We start from the raw sequence: 16,194 nt of genomic DNA on the forward strand, positions 1-16,194 counted from the left end.
GCCGCCGCCCGGCGCGCATCGCGCGTCCCTTTCTCCGTCGCCTCGGGAATCGACATGAAAACCTGGCTATCGACTGTCCTGCTCTGCCTGTGCACAACGGTCGCGCACGCGGCCGGTGTCAAGTTCGTCCGGATCCCCGCCGATGCATCCGGCCCGGAGCTGCGTGCGATCGTGTGGACGCCGTGCGCGGAGGCGATGCAAACGCTCACGATCGGCCCTTACACGCTGAAAGGACGTCGCGACTGCCCGACCGCCGGCGACAAGCTGCCGCTCGTCGTGATCTCGCACGGCCATGGCGGCACGTTCGTCGGCCATCACGATCTCGCCGAAACGCTTGCCGATGCGGGATACGTCGTCGCGGCGATCAACCATCCGGGCGACACGTTCTCCGACATGAGCCGCGCGGCCGACCTGCAGAACTTCGTCGAGCGTCCGGCAGATATCAAGCGACTGGTCGACTACATGCTCGCTCACGCGCCGGATGCCGCGCACATCGACCCGGCACGTATCGGCTTCTTCGGCTTTTCGCGCGGCGGCTATACCGGCCTCGTGCTGGCCGGCGGCAATCCGGATTTCGCTCATGCGCCGGTCGCCTGCCCTGATCCGACCTGGCCGATCTGCAAGCAGATCCGGGCCGGTGACCTGCCGAAGGCGCCGCTGATGCACGACTCGCGCATCAAGGCGTACGTGCTGGCCGATCCGCTCGATGAATTTCCAACCTCGGATACGGTGAAGAACATCCGTGCGCCTATCCAACTCTGGGCATCGGAGGAAGGCGGCGACGGCGTGACGCCGGATACGGCCCCCGCACTGGCCGCGCTACTACCGCAACGGCCCGAATTCCATGTCGTGCCGAATTCAGCGCACTTCGCGTTTCTCGCGCCATGCCCCGAACGGTTGGCCCACGACGCACCCGACATCTGCACCGACGCAAAGGGATTCGATCGCGCCGCGTTCCACGAAACGCTCGACGCCAAGGCACTCGCGTTCTTCAACGCGAATCTTCGCTGACTAGCAGCGAAACGCCTTGCGCCAGCCGCCCTGCTCCGGCGCGCGATCGTTGCATTCGATCAGCGCACGCACCAGCGCCCAGTTGTCGTCGTCGCAGAAATCGAGCAGCACCGCGCCGTACGGGCCGCGCTGCTCGCGCAAGCGCTCGGCCAGTCGCGCATGAATTCCCTGCACCCGGCCATCGCCGAATGCGACCACCGACGGATTCGCCCCCATCCCCGTTCCGCTGCAGAAACTGAGCGCCCAGCGGCCGCTGTCCGGCAACGGCAGATGCGTCAGCAGCGCGTCGATCGCGCGCCACTTCCATGCGATCGACGCGGCCACCGGCACGCGATATTCATCCTGGATCACGAAGGCGCCGTCCGGATGGTCGATCGTAAACGTCGCGTTGTCGGGCCACGCGGTCAAGTCGATGCCGAGCGGCCGGCCGCTCCGAAAGCGCCGCAACAGCACGACCGCGCCGCGCACGTCGCCGAGCGTCGGCAGCGTGCCGCCGGCATGCCAGCGCAGCCGCGGATGCCGCGCGCGATGCACGTCGAACGTCGCATCGAAACCGCGCGTGCACGCATGCGCCGGCCACTCGTCCTTCACCGACATCACGATGCATTCGCGCGGATGCGCATCGAGAAAGCGCGTACAGGTCGCGAGCACGTCGTCGAACGTCATGCCGAGCGCGATGCCGCCGTGATGGATATCGAACGCATCGCGCACGTGCCGGCAGCGGACGTCGAGCAGCCGCACGCCATGCGCGAGCTGCGCATCGAGCGGCGCACGCTGCGTGCGCACCAGCCGATCATCGACCGTATACGCACAGGTGTCATGGCTGCCCGGTAGGGTCAGCGTATGCAGCGGCCGCGCGTCGTCGAGCGCCGACATCCAGTCGGCAGGCGGCATGCACGTATCGTGGCGCGAAGGAATCATGAATCGATGAGTGACAAGGAAAGAAAACCGTGGGTGACGGCGTCGGATGTCGCGGCGCGGGCCGGCGTGTCGCGCTCCGCAGTGTCGCGCGCGTTCTCGCCGACGGCAAGCATCGCACCGCAAACCCGCGAGCGCGTGATGGTCGCCGCGCGTGCGCTCGGCTATCAGGTCAACCTGATCGCGCGCGACATGATCACGCAGCGCAGCAGCATGATCGGCGTCGTGACGGCCGGGTTCGAGAACCCGTTCCGCGCGCGACTGCTGTCGGACCTGATGGCCGCGCTCGGGCAGCGCGCGCTCACGCCGCTCGTGACCAATGCGGAAGATCCGCGCCAGGTCCGGCAATCGCTCGAACGACTGCTCAGCTACCGGATCGCGGGCCTCGTGATGACGTCCGCATCGCCGCCGCTGTCGGTCGCGCAGCAGTATCTCGAACACCGGATTCCGGTCGTGATGATCAACCGCGAAGCGAATCTGCCGGGCGCGGACGTGGTCGTCAGCGACAACGCGGTGGGCGCCGTCCACGCCGCGCAGCGGCTCGTGCGGGCCGGCGCGCGCCGGCTCGCGTTCGTCGGGCCGCGCAGCGCGAGCTACAGCGCGCGGTCGCGTGCCGCGGCGTTCGAACAGGCGATCGGGCAACGCGACGCGATCGACGCGACGCTCGTACGCGTGCTCGACACGCCGTCCGACACCCATGCCAGCGGAATCGACGCCGCGCGGCAACTGTTCGCGACCGGCGAACGGCCCGACGGCGTGTTCTGCTCGTCCGACCTGCTCGCGCTCGGCGTGATCGACGTCGCGCGCCGCGAATTCGGCTTGCGCGTGCCGGACGACCTGCGCGTGATCGGCTTCGACGACATCCCCGCCGCCGAATACGACGCATATCGGCTGACGACGCTGCAACAGGACACGCGCGGCCTCGCGCACGCGGCGATCGACCTGCTCGCCGACCGGATGCAGACGTTCGACGGCCCGTCGCGCACGCGCGTCGTACCGGTCACACAGGTGGTGCGGGCCAGTTGCGCGTGACGGCGCGGAACCGCGCGCGGCCGCGCCGTGCGTCACTTCAACCCGCCCGCGAACCCGCGCAACAGGTAACGCTGCACATAGCCGGCCACGGCGAGCGTAGGCAGCGACGCCATCAGTCCCGCGCTCATCAGGTCGCCCCAGTCGATGCCGTTCTCCGTCACGTAGCCGGCAATCGCGAGCGGCAGCGTGAAGCGGCTCGGCGTCGACACGAACAGCAGCGCGATCAGGAATTCGTTCCAGGCCGCGATGAACACGAAGATCGCGGTCGCGATCAGCCCCGGCGCGCACAGCGGAAGCACGATCTGCACGAGCCGCCGTGCGAGCCCCGCGCCATCGATGCACGCCGCTTCCTCGTATTCGATCGGCACGTCGCGCACGAACGCGAGGAGCATCCAGATCGCCATCGGCAACGCGTAGATCTGGTACGCGAGCATCAGGCCGAGCGTCGAATCGAGCAGGTGCAGCCGCTTCGCGAGCGCGAACAGCGGCACCGCGATCGTGATCGGCGGCATCAGCTTCAACGCCAGCACGAGCACCAAAAACAGCAGGTCGAGCCGCGCCGGAAATCGCAACCGCACGAGCGCATACGCGGCCGGAAACGCGAGCGCCAGCGCGAGCAGCGTCGTGCCGAAGCCGACCAGCAGCGAATTGGCGAGCGGCGCGCCGATGCCGTTGGACCATACCGACGAAAAATGCTCGACCGTCGGCGCGGCCGGCCAGATCCGCAGCGGATGATCGAGGCGTTCAAGCGTCGGCATGAAGGCGGCACCTGCCATCCACAGGCACGGCAGCAGCAACAGCGCGAGTGCGACGATGCGCAGCGCCCAGGGCACCGCGCAACCGAATGCGGCGCCCGTTCGCGCGCGAGATATGCCCGCCGATCGCGTCGTCATGCGCGCCGCTTGCGAACCGTCTGCCATACGTACCCCGAGACCAGCAGCGCGGACGCCGCGAGCATCAGCACCGACGCGGCACTCGCCGGCCCGACGTTGAAGAAGCGGAAGCCCGTGTCGTAGATATAGGTCGACAGCGTCTGCGTCGCGTTGCCGGGGCCGCCGCCCGTCAGTGCATAGACCTTGTCGAACAGCTTGAACGTGTCGATCGAGCGCAGCAGCAGCGCAAGGCCGATCTGCGGCGCCGCGAGCGGCAGCGTGATGTCGCGCAGGCACTGCCACTCGCTCGCGCCGTCGGTGCGTGCGGCTTCGTACAGTTCCTGCGGGATCGACTGCAGCCCGGCCAGCACGATCAGGAACGCCATCGGCGTCCACTGCCACACGTCGACGAGCGCGAGCGACCACAGCGCGAGGTGCGGATCGGACAGCCAGCGCACGCCGTCGACGCCGAACGCCGCGAGCAGCGCGTTGAGGAAACCGTCGAAGTTCAGCCAGTTGCGCCAGATCGCCGAGCACACGAGCGTGGACAGCATCATCGGCAGGATCGCGAGCGGCAGCGCGATACGCCGCCCCGGAAACGCGCGCACGAACAGCAGCGCGAGACCGAAGCCCAGCGCGACTTCGGCGAGCGACGCGACGAGCGTGAAGCGCAGCGTGTTGCCGAAGCCGGCCGCAAACGCATCGTCGCCGAGCACCGCGCGATAATTCGCGAGCCCCGCGAACGCGCGGCGGCCGGCCGCGTAATCGACCCGGCAGAACGAGTCGATCAGCACCTGCGCGACCGGATACAGCGCGAGCGCGGCGAGCACCAGCAGCGCCGGCCCGAGCAGCGCGACGAACGGCAGGCTGCGGCCGAACGCTCTCATGTGGAACACCCGGCCAACGGATCGACGGGCGCGCTCACTTGCCGGACGCGGCCGTCGCCTGCGCGATCTTCTGCTGCGCCTGGCGCAGCGCGGCATCGGGCGCGGCCTGCCCCGTCAACGCGAGCTGCAACTGATCGCCGAGAATGCTCTCGACCTGCTGCCAGTCCTTCACGCGCGGCCGCGCGCGGCCCGCCTCGAGCGCCTTCAGTTGATCGGGATACCAGCGGTACTGACGCACCAGCGCCGGATCGTTGAAGACGCTGCGGCGAGTCGGCGGAATGCCGATGCCGGCGAGGCGCGTCTGCGTATCGCGCGCGCTCAGGTAAGCGAGGAAGTCCTGCGCCAGCTTCGCGTGCGGCGCGTCCTTCGGAATGCCCATCTGCCAGATGCCGAGCATCGGCGCCGGGCCTGCGGTCTGCCCCGGCGGCGGCTGCAGCGCGATCTGCCCGACCACGCGCGACTGCTTCGGATCGTCGAGCGCCGACACCCACGCCGGCCATACCTCGATCGACTGCGCGGCCGTGCCGCGCTGCAATGCGTCGCGCACTTCGGCCGCCCCGTACACGTCGACGTCCTTCGGTGCGAACGCCTTCAGCGCGAGGAACGTCTTCAGTGCAGCCTGCGCTTCGCGCGAATCGATCGTCACGTTGCCGGCATGGTCGAACACGTCGCCGCCGTACGCCCACAGGATCGGCAGGAACCCCGTGACGACCGGATTGCCCTTCGTGCCGCGGAACACGACGCCCGAGACGCTCTTGTCCGCGCCGCCGACGGTCTGCGCGATCTTCAGCACGTCGTCCCAGTTGCGCGGCGGCTGCAGCTTGTACTTCGCGAGCAGATCCTTGCGGTACGCGAACATCTCGACGTTGCCGACGATCGGCAGCGCGTACAGCGCGCCGGCCGCATTGCGGCCGAGCGCGACGGCGGACGGCACGAGATCGGCGTCCGCGAGCGACGCGGGCAGCGGCTTCAGCCAGCCGTTGCCGATGAATTCGGGCGCCCACGTGTCGTCCATCATCACGAGATCGTAAGCGCCCGTGCCTTCGCGCATCGACAGCTTGAGCTTCTGGTACAGGTTCGCGTTCGGCAGCTTGAGCAGTTCGATCTCGGTGCCCGGATGCAGCTTGTTGAAACCGGCGACGGCGTCGGTCAGCCCTTTGCCGTAGATGTCGTCGCGGCCTGCGATGACGAGATCGGCGGCCACGGCGTGCATGGCGGCGAAGGACAGCGCAAGGGCGGCGGACAGCGCGCGCAGGCGGCTCGGCAAGGTCATGAGGTCTCTCTCGTTCGGCGTGGTGGCGGGACGGCCAGGCGTTGCACACGTGTGCAACGCGGGGGACGCGGCTGGCCGCCTGATGCGAACGCCATTGTTCACGCCGATCGTTAAGAATTTGTGGCATGCGGCGAATGCCGATGCGCGGCATGTGCCGTCGTACCGCTCGCGCCGGCCGTATCGATCGCGCCGCGACGCGACGGAGGTCGGGGGGCGGCCCGGCGCGCCATGCTCGCCCGGCCGCCCGCCTCATGCCCGCGGCCGCACCCGCCGCCGTCAGAAGTTCACGCGAATCCCGGCCAGCACCGCCAGCTGCCGGCTCGAATTGCTGTTCGCGAGCACCGGAATCTGCGCATAGTTCGCCGCGTTGCCGTTCGCGTCGGTGCCGAGCCCCGTGCCGCTCGCGATCTGCCCGATCGCGACCGCATACAGCGCCGTGCGCTTCGACAGGCTGTAGTTCGTGCCGAGATTGATCTGATGGAACCGCGTCGTGCCGCGCCCGTCCGTATGCGCGGCGTTGAAGAGGTACGCGACGCCGCCTTGCAGCGCCGGCGTGAACATGTACGTGACGTTCAGCTCGCCGACGTCGAACGTGAACGCCTGCGTGCGCGGCTGCGCGGCGCTCGAGAAATAGCGGCTGTCGCCCAGGCGCGTATGCGTGTAGGTCAGCGCGAGCGTCGCCGCGCCGAACGTGACCGACCCGCCCGCGCCGAATGCGCGCATCGAGCCGGCATCCTGCAGCAGGCAATACATCGCGCCCGCGTTGCTGCACGCGAAATCGCCGATATAGCCGCTCGCGCCGCCGAGCGCCGCGTCGAGCGGCTGATGCAGGTCGAGGTAGCCGACCGAGAACGCCACCGGCGCACGCGTGTACGTCGCGGCCACCGCATAGCCGCGCTTCGCGGAAAAATCGCCGGCCTGCCCACCGAAGCTGAACGTGCCGCCGAACGTGAGCCCGTTGAAATCGGCGCTGGTGAATTTCACCGCGTTGTTGAAGTTGAAGGCGGCATTCAGGTTGTCGACGTCGCCGAGATGCGAGCCGTACGGCGTCGCCCAGTTGTTGCTCGACACGTACGCGCCGAGCATGTCGGTGTACGAGTCGTATTGCCGGCCGAGGCCGAGCGTGCCGATCCCGTCCTGGCGCAGCCCGACCCATGCCTGCCGGCTGAATGCGGTGCCGCCCTGCAGCGCCTGCCCGCTCGCCGACAGGAACTGCTGCTCGAGCGTAAATACCGCATCGAGGCCGCCGCCGAGCGGCTCGGCGCCCTGGAAGCCGAAGCGGGACGGCACGAGATTGCCGCCGCCCATCTGCCATGCATGGCCGCCGCCCGTGCTGCCGTCGGCGCGCGTGAACTGCTGGTTGGTCGAATAGATGATGCCGGTGTCCACGGTGCCGTACAGCGTCACGCTCCCCGAAGTCTGCGCGTGCGCGTGCACGCAACCCAGCATGACCGCGGCCGCGGTCAGTCGTCGTCCGTTCTTCATGTCCCGCCCCTCCATGTTCATCGGTTCGCAGTGCAAATCGATGGCGTTGTCGATATGGGTGGCAGGACTTTATCCAGCGAAAATTCTGGACCCCTATCCCAAATCAGCAAACGGTGACGAGGACGGGCGACGCACGACGGCGCCGTCGCGGCAGGAGAACGTCATTCGGGGCGCAAGGTTTGCGACGGCAGCTCGCCGAACAGGTCGCGATACTCGCGCGCGAAATAGCCGAGATGCGTGAAGCCCCAGCTCGCGGCGGCTTCGCCGACGCCGAGCTGCTGCACCGGCGTCGTGCGCAGCAGGCGACGCACCGCGTTCAGCCGGATCGTGCGCAGGTAGCCGACCGGCGTGACGTCGGCCACGCGTTGAAAGCTCGTTTGCAGTGTGCGGCGGCTGCAGCGCAGCGCGCGGCACAGCTCGAGCACGGTGACGGGTTCTTCGGGCCGCTCGCGCAGATGCTTCTCGCAGCGGCTCACGATATCGCTGTAGGTGGCGTGCGTGATGTCGCGGCGCTCGACGCCGATGCCCTGTTCGAGCGCATCGAGGAACATGCCGAGCATCGCGTCGCGAAACATCTTGCGGGTGGCCGCGTATTCGAGGCAGCCCGGGTTGCGCTGGGCATCGTCGATCAGCGCCGACAACCGCATGCCGAGCGCGACGCCCTGCGCATCGGACAGCCGTGTCACGTGCCGCAGCCTGCGCGCGGCGGCCGCGCCGAATTCGGCTTCGCACAGCTCGTCGACCATGTCGGACGCGGCGCTGATCCCGACGAGCCCCATCCCTTCCGGCGTGTGGAATTCGAAATCCTCGCCGGCGCGCAGCGCGAGCAGCGCATAGCCGTCGACCGGCTGCCCCTGGAACGTACCCGCGAGCGGCACGGACAGCGGCACCGCGAGCGACGTGCGCCCGAGCGGCGCGAGCCCCGTTTGCGCGACCCGCCGGTTGGTCGTCTCGCGGAAGAAGTGGAAATCGTCGTACAGCACCTGCGTGACGGTGCCCTTGAAGCGGCCCGGCGTCATCTGACGATAGACCTGATGCCAGCCCGCGATCGCGAGCCCGTGATCGTGCACGTCTTCGTGCGAGCGTGACTGGAACAGCATCGGCGTCTCCGGTAAAACCCTCGGGTGCTGGACGCGGCCGCCGGGTTCGCGCGGCACGCATCGCCACAGCTTACCCTCGCAAAATCCTGCGTAGTGCGGTTTCGAACGCGAGACAGGCCGCCGACAGCGCGGCGGCCTGCTCGTCGATCAGCCTGACATAGCGGCGAAACGACGGCATCCGGTTCACGACCTCGCTGCCGCCGAACGGCATGATCGCGAGCATCCAGCGGCCATCGCGCGCGTCGATCGCGCAGTCGGTCAGGTGCAGCGGCCGCAGCGCGTCGGCCAGCGCCGGCTCGGCGATCAATGCGGCCAGCGCGTCGACGAAGCGCGGGTCGCATCCGGGCGCGGGCGCCGCCTCGATGCCGGTGCGACGCAGCCAGCCGGTCTGTCGCACGCGCGCGCTGCCCCGCGCGGCCGGGCCGTCGGCGGCTGCCGTCACCTTCACGCCGACCGTATGCATCAGGAACTGGCGCTCGACGCACTCGTCGATGCTCACGCGCACGCCGTTCGACAGCCGCGCCGTGACGCCACCGACGCCGCCGTCGGCATCGCGCACGGCCCGCAGATCGGCGAGCACGCGCGCGGCGATCGCGCCGGGGCGGTGACCGGGCGGCGACGCATCGGGCGCCGCGCGCCACCGGGCGAGCACGGCCTTCACGGCGCGACGTGCTCGTTGCGCAGCACGTCCTCGACCGGCACCGGCTTGAACGGATGCCGGCGCTGCACGACGAGCGTCCAGAACAGCGCGTACAGCGCGGTGAGCCCGAGCATCGCGCCGAACGGCACGTAGATGTCGCGCGGGTTCATGCCGGGCGGCGTGATGTACCAGATCGCGAGCACGATACCGACGCTCGACACGATCTGCGGCAGCGGGAACAGCGGCGAACGGTACGGCCGCGGCAGGTCCGGGCGGCGGATACGCAGCATCACGACCGACGCGGTGACGAGCAGGTACGCGGTGCCCCACGCGCAGGTCGCGGCGAGCACCAGATGCAGGATGCTGTCGAGATTGCCGTTGATCAGCCACGCATGGAAGATCGGCACGATCGCCGACGCGACGATGCCGACCACGGGCGTCTTGAAACGCGGATGCAGGTACGCGAAGCAGCGCGGCAGCGCGCCGTCGATCGCCATCCCGTACAGGATGCGCGGCAGCCCGGCCATCAGCGTGTTGATCGTCGCGGCGCCCGCGCACAGGAACGCGATGCCGAACCACACGCGGCCGAACGGCCCGAGCACCTGCAGCGCGAACGCGGGAATCGCACCCGGCGTGTCGAGCAGGTGCGTGAGGCCGTCGGGGCTCACCGGCACGTTCGCGACCTGGCGGCGGATCGCCGCGCCGTACAGGAACATGCAGATCGCGACGCCGACGAGGCCGAGCGCCATCGCGCGCGGGATCGTGCGGCCCGGCGCCTTCATTTCCGGCGCGAGCGGCGTGACGAACTCGCAGCCGACGAACATGAACATCGCCATCCCGACCAGCGACAGCACGGTCGGGATCGACGTGCCGACTTCCGAGCCGCCGAACCAGCCGTCGAGATGCACGGCCGGCGCGGCCGCGAGCCCGAGGATCCCGAAGATCATCAGCGACAGCCACATGCCTGCCGTCAGCACGATCTCGAGCTTGCTGAACACCTTGATGCCGACGATGTTGGTGATCGCGAACGTGATCACGAGGCCGACGCCGACGAGCCATGAACTGTTGTGCTTCTCGAACGCGGCGTTCAGCGATTCGAAGTTTACGAGCGCCATGATGCCGCTCAGGATCGTCTCCGCCGTGCCGGCGAACACGTGCACGAGGAAATACGCGGAAATCGTGCCGGTGATCGCCCAGAAGCGGCCGAGCCCGCACGACAGGTAATCGTAAACCGAGCCGGCCGTCGGCAGCATCGCGGCGGCTTCGGAGAACGTGGTCGCCTGCGCCTGCATCATCACGAACGCGACGATCATCGCGACGGCGAACGCCCAGCCGCCCATCCCGAAGCCCGACGTCGCGGTGAGGATCACCGGGCTCGCCATGATGAGGCCGGCGGCGCTCGCCAGCGCGGTCGGGAAACCGACCGCACCGGCCTTCAATGCGGCGCCGCCGCCCGCTTCAGCCGGCGAGCCGGCGGGCGTATCGCCCGCGGCGCCGGTCATTCCCGACCATCCCGACATCGTTGTCTCCTTCGTAGGTGGGCCCGAACCGGCGCTTCGTCGGCGGCCGGGGCCGGATGCTCTGCGGTTGGCCCCGGGCGGTGCTTCAGCACGACGAGACCCGGGCCCTGTCGATCACAGCGTGATCCGATGTCGAAAAAATACGCAGGCAAAATAATCCGGTCATAGCGCAAATCGGCAAACCCGCGATGGCGTTTACCCTCCGCCGCGGGTTTGCCGCCATGCGGTCACGCCGTCATGCGAACGGTACGGCCTCGAAGCCGGCCGCGAGCGCATCGACGATCCGGTCGAGCTGTTCGCGCTGGATCACGAGCGGCGGCGACAGGATGATCTTCGTGCCGACCGGACGCACCAGCACGCCGTTCTCGCGCGCGACTTCCGCGACCGCGTTCGCATAGCCCGACAGCGGATCGATCGGCTCGCGCGTGTCCTTGTTCGCGACGAGATCGAGCGCGAGCATCAGCCCCTTGCCGCGCGCCTCGCCGACCGCCGCGAAGCGCTCCGCGAACGGCTGCAGCGCTTCGAGCAGATACGCGCCCTGCTTCGCCGCGTTCGCCGGCAGGTCTTCCTTCACGACGATGTCGAGGCTCGCGATCGCGGCCGCGCATGCGACCGGGTGGCCGGCGTACGTGTAGCCGTGCATGATCGCTCCCCCGAAATCGGCATTCGCGGCGAACGCGTCCTCGATCCGCGCGTTCACGACCGTCGCGCCGAGCGGCACGTAGCCCGACGAAATCCCCTTCGCGAGACACATGATGTCCGGGCGCACGCCCCAGCCGCGGCTGCCGAACAGGCTGCCGCTGCGGCCGAAGCCCGTCACGACTTCGTCGGCGATCAGCAGCACGCCGTAGCGGTCGCACACCTCGCGCACCAGCGGCCAGTAATTGGCCGGCGGCACGATCACGCCGCCCGCGCCCTGGATCGGCTCCGCGATGAACGCGGCGACGGTGTCCGGGCTCTGGAACTGGATCTCGCGCTCGAGCATTTCCGCGCAGATCCGGCCGAGTTCGTCCGGGTCCTGCGTGAACGGGTTGCGGTACGGCCACGGCGTCTCGACGTGGAAGCAGCCGGGCAGGTTCGGTTCGTAGTTGCGGCGGAACACCGTGTTGCCGTTCACCGACGCGCCGCCGAAATGCGTGCCGTGATAACCCTGCTTCAGCGAAATGAACTTCGTGCGATCGGCCTGGCCGCGCACCTTCCAGTACTGGCGGGCGATCTTCAGCGCGGTCTCGATCGAATCGGAGCCGCCCGAGCTGTACAGCACGCGGCGCATCCCTTCCGGTTCGAGCATGTCGATCAGCTTCTTCGACAGCTCCTCGGCCCGCGGATGCGAAATGCCGTCGAACAGCTGGAAGTATTCGAGCTCGTCGAGCTGACGCACGATCGCGTCCTTCACTTCCTGGCGGTTGTGGCCGACGTTCACGTTCCACAGGCCCGCGACGCCGTCGACGAGCTTGCGCCCCTCCTCGTCGAACACGTAGCAGCCGTCGCCGCGCACGATACGGATCGGCTTGCGCTGTTTCATTTCGTTCGGGTGCAGCATCGGATGCCAGAACTTCGCTTCGTTGTAGCTCATTGCAGTCTCCATGGTCGGATCGGTTGAATCGGTTCGTTCGGGTTCGAGCGCCGCGCGTTCAGTGCGCGATGCAGACGGATTTGGTTTCGGTGAAGCCTTCGATCGCGTACTGACCGAATTCGCGGCCGATGCCCGATTGCTTGTAGCCGCCGAACGGCATCGACGGATCGAGCGGGATATGGCAGTTCACCCACACGGTGCCGGCCTCGATCCGCGGCACCAGGTTCATCACGCGTGTCAGGTCGTTGCTCCAGATGCTCGCGGCGAGGCCGTACGGCGACGCGTTCGCGAGGCGCACCGCGTCGGCCGCGTCGTCGAACGGCACGACGACGATCACCGGGCCGAAGACCTCGTCGCGCACGATCGCGCTGTCCGGATGCGGATCGGCGATCACGGCCGGCTTCACGTAATAGCCGGGCAGATCGTCGGCCGGCGTGCCGCCCGCGAGGAACGTGAGACCCGCGCGGCGCGCGCCTTCGATGTGCTCGACGACCTTGTCGCGATGGTGCGCGGAGACCAGCGGGTTGATCTGCGCGGTGATGTCGAGGCCCGCGCCGAGCTTCATCGACCGCGCGACGCCCGCGAGGCCCTCCGCGAGCGGCGCGAACTTGCTGCGATGCACGTAGATGCGCGACGCGGCCGCGCATACCTGCCCCTGGTTGAAGAATGCGCCGGCGGCCACCCCGTCGAGCGCCTGCGCGACGTCGACGTCGTCGAGCATCACGATCGGGTTCTTGCCGCCGAGTTCGAGCGAGAAGCGCGTCATGTTCTGCACGGCCGCCGCGCCGACCAGCTTGCCGGTCGCGGTCGACCCGGTGAACGAGATCTTCGCGATCGACGGATGGCTCGCGAGCGCCGCGCCGCAGACGCGCCCGCCCGTGACGACATTGAACACACCGGGCGGCACGCCGGCGTCGAGCGCGAGCTCGGCCAGGCGCAGCGCGGTGAGCGGCGTTTCCGGCGACGGCTTCAGCACGATCGTGCAGCCGGCCGCGAGCGCGGGAATCAGCTTCCACACCGCGATCATCAGCGGGAAATTCCACGGCACGATCGCGGCGACCACGCCCACGGGCTCCTTGCGCGTATAGGCCGTATAGCGCGCGCCGGGCGGGAACGGGATCGACACGTCGAGCGTCTGGCCGGTGATCTTGGTCGCCCAGCCGGCCATGTAGCGCACGTATTCGACGCTCGCGCCGACCTCGATCGCGCGCGACACGTGAATCGACTTGCCCTGGTTCAGCGTTTCGAGCTGCGCGAGCGTTTCGGCATCGGCTTCGATCAGGTCCGCGAGTTTCAGCAGGATGCGTTCGCGGTCTGCCGGCCGCAGCCCGCTCCACACGCGCGCGTCGAATGCGTGTTTCGCGCTCGCGACCGCGCGGTCGACGTCGTGCGCGTCCGCATCGGCGACGGTCGCGAGCCGCTCGCCCGTGGCCGGGTCGTACACGTCGAGCCGCGCGGCCGCGTGCGCGGGCTGCATTGCACCGTCGATGAAGAGGCCGAAATCGCGCGCGACGAAAATGCGCACGGTGTCGCTGACGGCGACGAAGTTCGTGTTGCTCATGGGCGTCTCGTTGATGGTCGTGGCTGGACCGCGTGCCGGTGCGGCACGCGGGCGTCGGACCACTGTATCGACGGGGAATCGCGCCCGGTGAGCGCAAATTGGCAGCGCGTGGGACGCCGGGAAGGCGGGTTCGAACCCCGCGGTGACGCACGGGCGGAGCGAGGCGGTGACCCGGCTCGATATCGCCGCGGCAGGCCTGCCGCGTGCGGAGCGATTACAGGAACAACGCCCCGACCAGCTCCGTGCGGTTCGATACGCCGAGCTTGCGGTACATGCGCATCAGGTGTGTCTTGATCGTCGGTTGCCCGAGCGCGAGATCGCGCGCGATCTCCTTGTTCGAGCGGCCGTCGCGCACGAGCCGCGCGATCTGCTCCTCGCGGTAGGTCAGGCGTTCTTCGCAGCCGATCCGATGGATGCCGCGCCGCGCGCGCAGCAGCGGGCTCAGCGCGGCTTCGGCGACCGGCTGCAGCCGCGCGAGCGCATCGATCTCGCCCGGTGCGAACCGGCCGGCGCTGCCGTTGCCGTTCGAGTCGCCGATGCCGAAGCGCAGCAACGAGAACGCGCCGACCGTCCGGCCCGCGTCGCGCAGCCAGATCTCGACGACGTCGGCCACGTCGTGGCGCCGCAGAAAACGGGTCCAGTACGCGGACGCATCACGTCGCTCGTCGGGCAGTTGGGACGCGAGCGTGACGACCGCGCATTCGCCCGCCGCGCAGCGCGACGGATGGAGCGGATCGAGCATCCGGTAGCGGGCGACGTAGGTGCGATGCATCGATTCCGGCATCCCGAACAGCTCGAAATCGGCCGGCTCGCCGCTCTGGTCGAGCCGGTAGAACACGATCGCCGACGGGCTCGCGAACGCGTCGAACGCCTCCACGCACGCGCGCAGCGCGCGTTGCCAGTCGGCGGGAGCGTGGTCGGCGGGAACGGACAAGACGGGCATGGGGAATCGGCCGGCGGGCGGATGCATCGAATCTCGAAGTCCGGCCCAGCCTACCGGCGCCGAAAAGTGCCGGTGAGCACAAATCGGCAAATCGTCCCGGCCCCGGCCGCGGCGGCCGGTTCTACCGGGACGATATCGGCGCGCGACGGGGCACGCGCGTCGTTTCAGCGTGCGTTCGCGGCGAACGTGTCGCAGGCGCTCACCTCGCCCGACTCCATCCCGCGCCGCAGCCAGTACACGCGCTGCTCGCTGGTGCCGTGCGTGAAGCTTTCGGGCACGACGTAGCCCTGCCCTTGCTGCTGCAGCCGGTCGTCGCCGATCGCCGCGGCGGCCTTCAGCCCCTGCTCGAAATCGCCCGGCTCCATCAGCCGCTGGTTCGCGCGCTGCGCGTTGTTCGCCCACACGCCGGCAAAGCAGTCGGCCTGCAGCTCCATGCGCACCGACAGCGCATTCGCGCGCGCCTGGCTCGACCGCCGGCGCGCGGCGTCGACCTTGTCGGCGATGCCGAGCAGGTTCTGCACGTGATGACCGACTTCGTGCGCGATCACATAGGCCTGCGCGAAATCGCCGCCCGCGCCGAAACGCTTGCGCAGCTCGTCGTAGAAGCCGAGATCGATATACACGTTGCGGTCGCCGGGGCAATAGAACGGCCCCATCGCGGTCTGGCCGGTGCCGCACGCGGTCGGCGTCGAGTTCGTGAACATCACGAGCTTCGGCGGTTCGTACTGCGCGTGCAGCTGCGTGTTGAACACATCCGTCCACGTGCGTTCGATATTGCCGAGCACCTTGCGCGTGAACACCGCGCCGGGATCGTTGGCCGGCGCGCCCTGGCGCTGGGTCGGCGCGGGCTGCGCCTGCTGCTGGCGGCCCTGCAGCGCCGACGCGCCTTCGAGCACGACGCGCGGGTCGATGCCGAAGAAATACGATGCGGCGAGCGCGACCACGATCGTGCCGATGCCGATCGTCGCGCGTCCGCCGCCGAATCCGCCGGCGCCGCGTCGATCCTCGACGTTGACGCTTTCTCTTTCGTCGTCCAGCCTCATTGCCGGCCCCTCCCTGTTCTTTTGTCGATGGTCCGGCCGCGCGAACGCGCAACCGGGCGATACGCCGTGGCGACACGAGCCGTCGGCGGACGCGCTGCCTGCGCATCGGACGCCCGCTCGCGCCGATCCCGCCTGCCGCCCGATTCGTACGACGGAATCGGCAGGCCGACGCGCCGCGCGCCGTTGCGTGCATCCGCCCGCGCTATTTTGCCGGGCTTTCGCGACTTATCTCAAAAATGTGGAGGATAGAACGATTCGACGGCAAACATCGTCAGCCTTTGCAAAATGCGCGACGGCCGCCGCGCCCAGCCAGACGGACGACCGGACGGCCGG

14 protein-coding genes are annotated in these 16,194 nt (G+C 68.8%); 2 read left to right on the forward strand and 12 right to left on the reverse strand.

Going from position 1 to position 16,194, the window contains the following annotated elements:
* Nucleotides 1–54: 54 nt before the first annotated feature.
* Nucleotides 55–1,011, forward strand: coding sequence for an alpha/beta hydrolase family protein (locus WS54_RS08790; protein WP_059780584.1), 957 nt, complete (start codon nt 55–57; stop codon nt 1,009–1,011).
* Here WS54_RS08790 and WS54_RS08795 read toward each other — a convergent pair whose 3' ends face one another.
* Nucleotides 1,012–1,932, reverse strand: a complete 921-nt coding sequence (locus WS54_RS08795; protein WP_159086660.1) for a phosphatidylinositol-specific phospholipase C — start codon at nt 1,930–1,932, stop codon at nt 1,012–1,014. It abuts the gene before it with no gap.
* Nucleotides 1,933–1,938: 6 nt separating this feature from the next.
* Here WS54_RS08795 and WS54_RS08800 point away from each other — a divergent pair, with 6 nt between their 5' ends.
* Nucleotides 1,939–2,961: a LacI family DNA-binding transcriptional regulator gene (locus WS54_RS08800; protein WP_059780585.1), complete on the forward strand. Its 1,023-nt coding sequence runs from the start codon at nt 1,939–1,941 to the stop codon at nt 2,959–2,961.
* A 32-nt stretch (nt 2,962–2,993) separates the two neighbouring features.
* On the opposite strand, the gene WS54_RS08805 is transcribed toward WS54_RS08800, so the two are convergent.
* The 11 genes from WS54_RS08805 to ypfJ form a co-directional block, all read right to left on the reverse strand.
* Nucleotides 2,994–3,854: a carbohydrate ABC transporter permease gene (locus WS54_RS08805; protein WP_059780586.1), complete on the reverse strand. Its 861-nt coding sequence runs from the start codon at nt 3,852–3,854 to the stop codon at nt 2,994–2,996.
* Nucleotides 3,851–4,720 carry a carbohydrate ABC transporter permease gene (locus WS54_RS08810; RefSeq protein ID WP_059780587.1) on the reverse strand — a complete coding sequence of 290 codons (870 nt, stop codon included), beginning with the start codon at nt 4,718–4,720 and terminating at the stop codon, nt 3,851–3,853. The genes WS54_RS08805 and WS54_RS08810 overlap by 4 nt, the downstream gene beginning before the upstream one ends.
* 34 nt (nt 4,721–4,754) lie before the next feature.
* Nucleotides 4,755–5,993 (reverse strand): ABC transporter substrate-binding protein, encoded by a 1,239-nt coding sequence (locus tag WS54_RS08815; protein ID WP_059780588.1) that lies wholly within the window; start codon nt 5,991–5,993, stop codon nt 4,755–4,757.
* A 276-nt stretch (nt 5,994–6,269) separates the two neighbouring features.
* Nucleotides 6,270–7,478 (reverse strand): porin, encoded by a 1,209-nt coding sequence (locus WS54_RS08820; RefSeq protein WP_059780664.1) that lies wholly within the window; start codon nt 7,476–7,478, stop codon nt 6,270–6,272.
* A 161-nt stretch (nt 7,479–7,639) separates the two neighbouring features.
* Nucleotides 7,640–8,578 carry a helix-turn-helix domain-containing protein gene (locus tag WS54_RS08825; RefSeq protein WP_034204494.1) on the reverse strand — a complete coding sequence of 313 codons (939 nt, stop codon included), beginning with the start codon at nt 8,576–8,578 and terminating at the stop codon, nt 7,640–7,642.
* A gap of 70 nt (nt 8,579–8,648) precedes the next feature.
* Nucleotides 8,649–9,239 carry a DUF3156 family protein gene (locus WS54_RS08830; protein ID WP_059780589.1) on the reverse strand — a complete coding sequence of 197 codons (591 nt, stop codon included), beginning with the start codon at nt 9,237–9,239 and terminating at the stop codon, nt 8,649–8,651.
* Nucleotides 9,236–10,738: an APC family permease gene (locus WS54_RS08835; RefSeq protein WP_059780590.1), complete on the reverse strand. Its 1,503-nt coding sequence runs from the start codon at nt 10,736–10,738 to the stop codon at nt 9,236–9,238. The genes WS54_RS08830 and WS54_RS08835 overlap by 4 nt, the downstream gene beginning before the upstream one ends.
* A 235-nt stretch (nt 10,739–10,973) precedes the next feature.
* The gene (locus tag WS54_RS08845) at nt 10,974–12,314 is read right to left on the reverse strand and encodes an aspartate aminotransferase family protein (protein WP_059502710.1); all 1,341 of its coding nucleotides are present in this window, start codon (nt 12,312–12,314) and stop codon (nt 10,974–10,976) included.
* Between the two features lie 58 nt (nt 12,315–12,372).
* Nucleotides 12,373–13,875, reverse strand: coding sequence for an aldehyde dehydrogenase family protein (locus tag WS54_RS08850; protein ID WP_059780591.1), 1,503 nt, complete (start codon nt 13,873–13,875; stop codon nt 12,373–12,375).
* A 214-nt stretch (nt 13,876–14,089) separates the two neighbouring features.
* Entirely contained in the window at nt 14,090–14,818 is a 729-nt protein-coding gene (locus tag WS54_RS08855; RefSeq protein WP_034204489.1) for a helix-turn-helix transcriptional regulator, read from the reverse strand.
* A 164-nt stretch (nt 14,819–14,982) separates the two neighbouring features.
* Nucleotides 14,983–15,861, reverse strand: coding sequence for a KPN_02809 family neutral zinc metallopeptidase (gene ypfJ, locus WS54_RS08860; RefSeq protein ID WP_034204488.1), 879 nt, complete (start codon nt 15,859–15,861; stop codon nt 14,983–14,985).
* Nucleotides 15,862–16,194 lie beyond the last annotated feature (333 nt).

This window comes from Burkholderia sp. NRF60-BP8 (genome assembly GCF_001522585.2).
Taxonomy (GTDB): Bacteria; Pseudomonadota; Gammaproteobacteria; order Burkholderiales; family Burkholderiaceae; genus Burkholderia.

What these genes read in the sequence shown, in the direction of transcription:
- WS54_RS08825 (WP_034204494.1), bottom strand. Translation starts at nt 8,578, where the DNA reads ATGCTGTTCCAGTCACGCTCGCACGAAGACGTGCACGATCACGGGCTC.
- WS54_RS08855 (WP_034204489.1), bottom strand. Translation starts at nt 14,818, where the DNA reads ATGCCCGTCTTGTCCGTTCCCGCCGACCACGCTCCCGCCGACTGGCAA.
- WS54_RS08850 (WP_059780591.1), bottom strand. Translation starts at nt 13,875, where the DNA reads ATGAGCAACACGAACTTCGTCGCCGTCAGCGACACCGTGCGCATTTTC.
- WS54_RS08835 (WP_059780590.1), bottom strand. Translation starts at nt 10,738, where the DNA reads ATGTCGGGATGGTCGGGAATGACCGGCGCCGCGGGCGATACGCCCGCC.
- WS54_RS08815 (WP_059780588.1), bottom strand. Translation starts at nt 5,993, where the DNA reads ATGACCTTGCCGAGCCGCCTGCGCGCGCTGTCCGCCGCCCTTGCGCTG.
- WS54_RS08820 (WP_059780664.1), bottom strand. Translation starts at nt 7,478, where the DNA reads ATGAAGAACGGACGACGACTGACCGCGGCCGCGGTCATGCTGGGTTGC.
- WS54_RS08790 (WP_059780584.1), top strand. Translation starts at nt 55, where the DNA reads ATGAAAACCTGGCTATCGACTGTCCTGCTCTGCCTGTGCACAACGGTC.
- WS54_RS08795 (WP_159086660.1), bottom strand. Translation starts at nt 1,932, where the DNA reads ATGATTCCTTCGCGCCACGATACGTGCATGCCGCCTGCCGACTGGATG.
- ypfJ (WP_034204488.1), bottom strand. Translation starts at nt 15,861, where the DNA reads ATGAGGCTGGACGACGAAAGAGAAAGCGTCAACGTCGAGGATCGACGC.
- WS54_RS08810 (WP_059780587.1), bottom strand. Translation starts at nt 4,720, where the DNA reads ATGAGAGCGTTCGGCCGCAGCCTGCCGTTCGTCGCGCTGCTCGGGCCG.
- WS54_RS08800 (WP_059780585.1), top strand. Translation starts at nt 1,939, where the DNA reads ATGAGTGACAAGGAAAGAAAACCGTGGGTGACGGCGTCGGATGTCGCG.
- WS54_RS08805 (WP_059780586.1), bottom strand. Translation starts at nt 3,854, where the DNA reads ATGACGACGCGATCGGCGGGCATATCTCGCGCGCGAACGGGCGCCGCA.
- WS54_RS08845 (WP_059502710.1), bottom strand. Translation starts at nt 12,314, where the DNA reads ATGAGCTACAACGAAGCGAAGTTCTGGCATCCGATGCTGCACCCGAAC.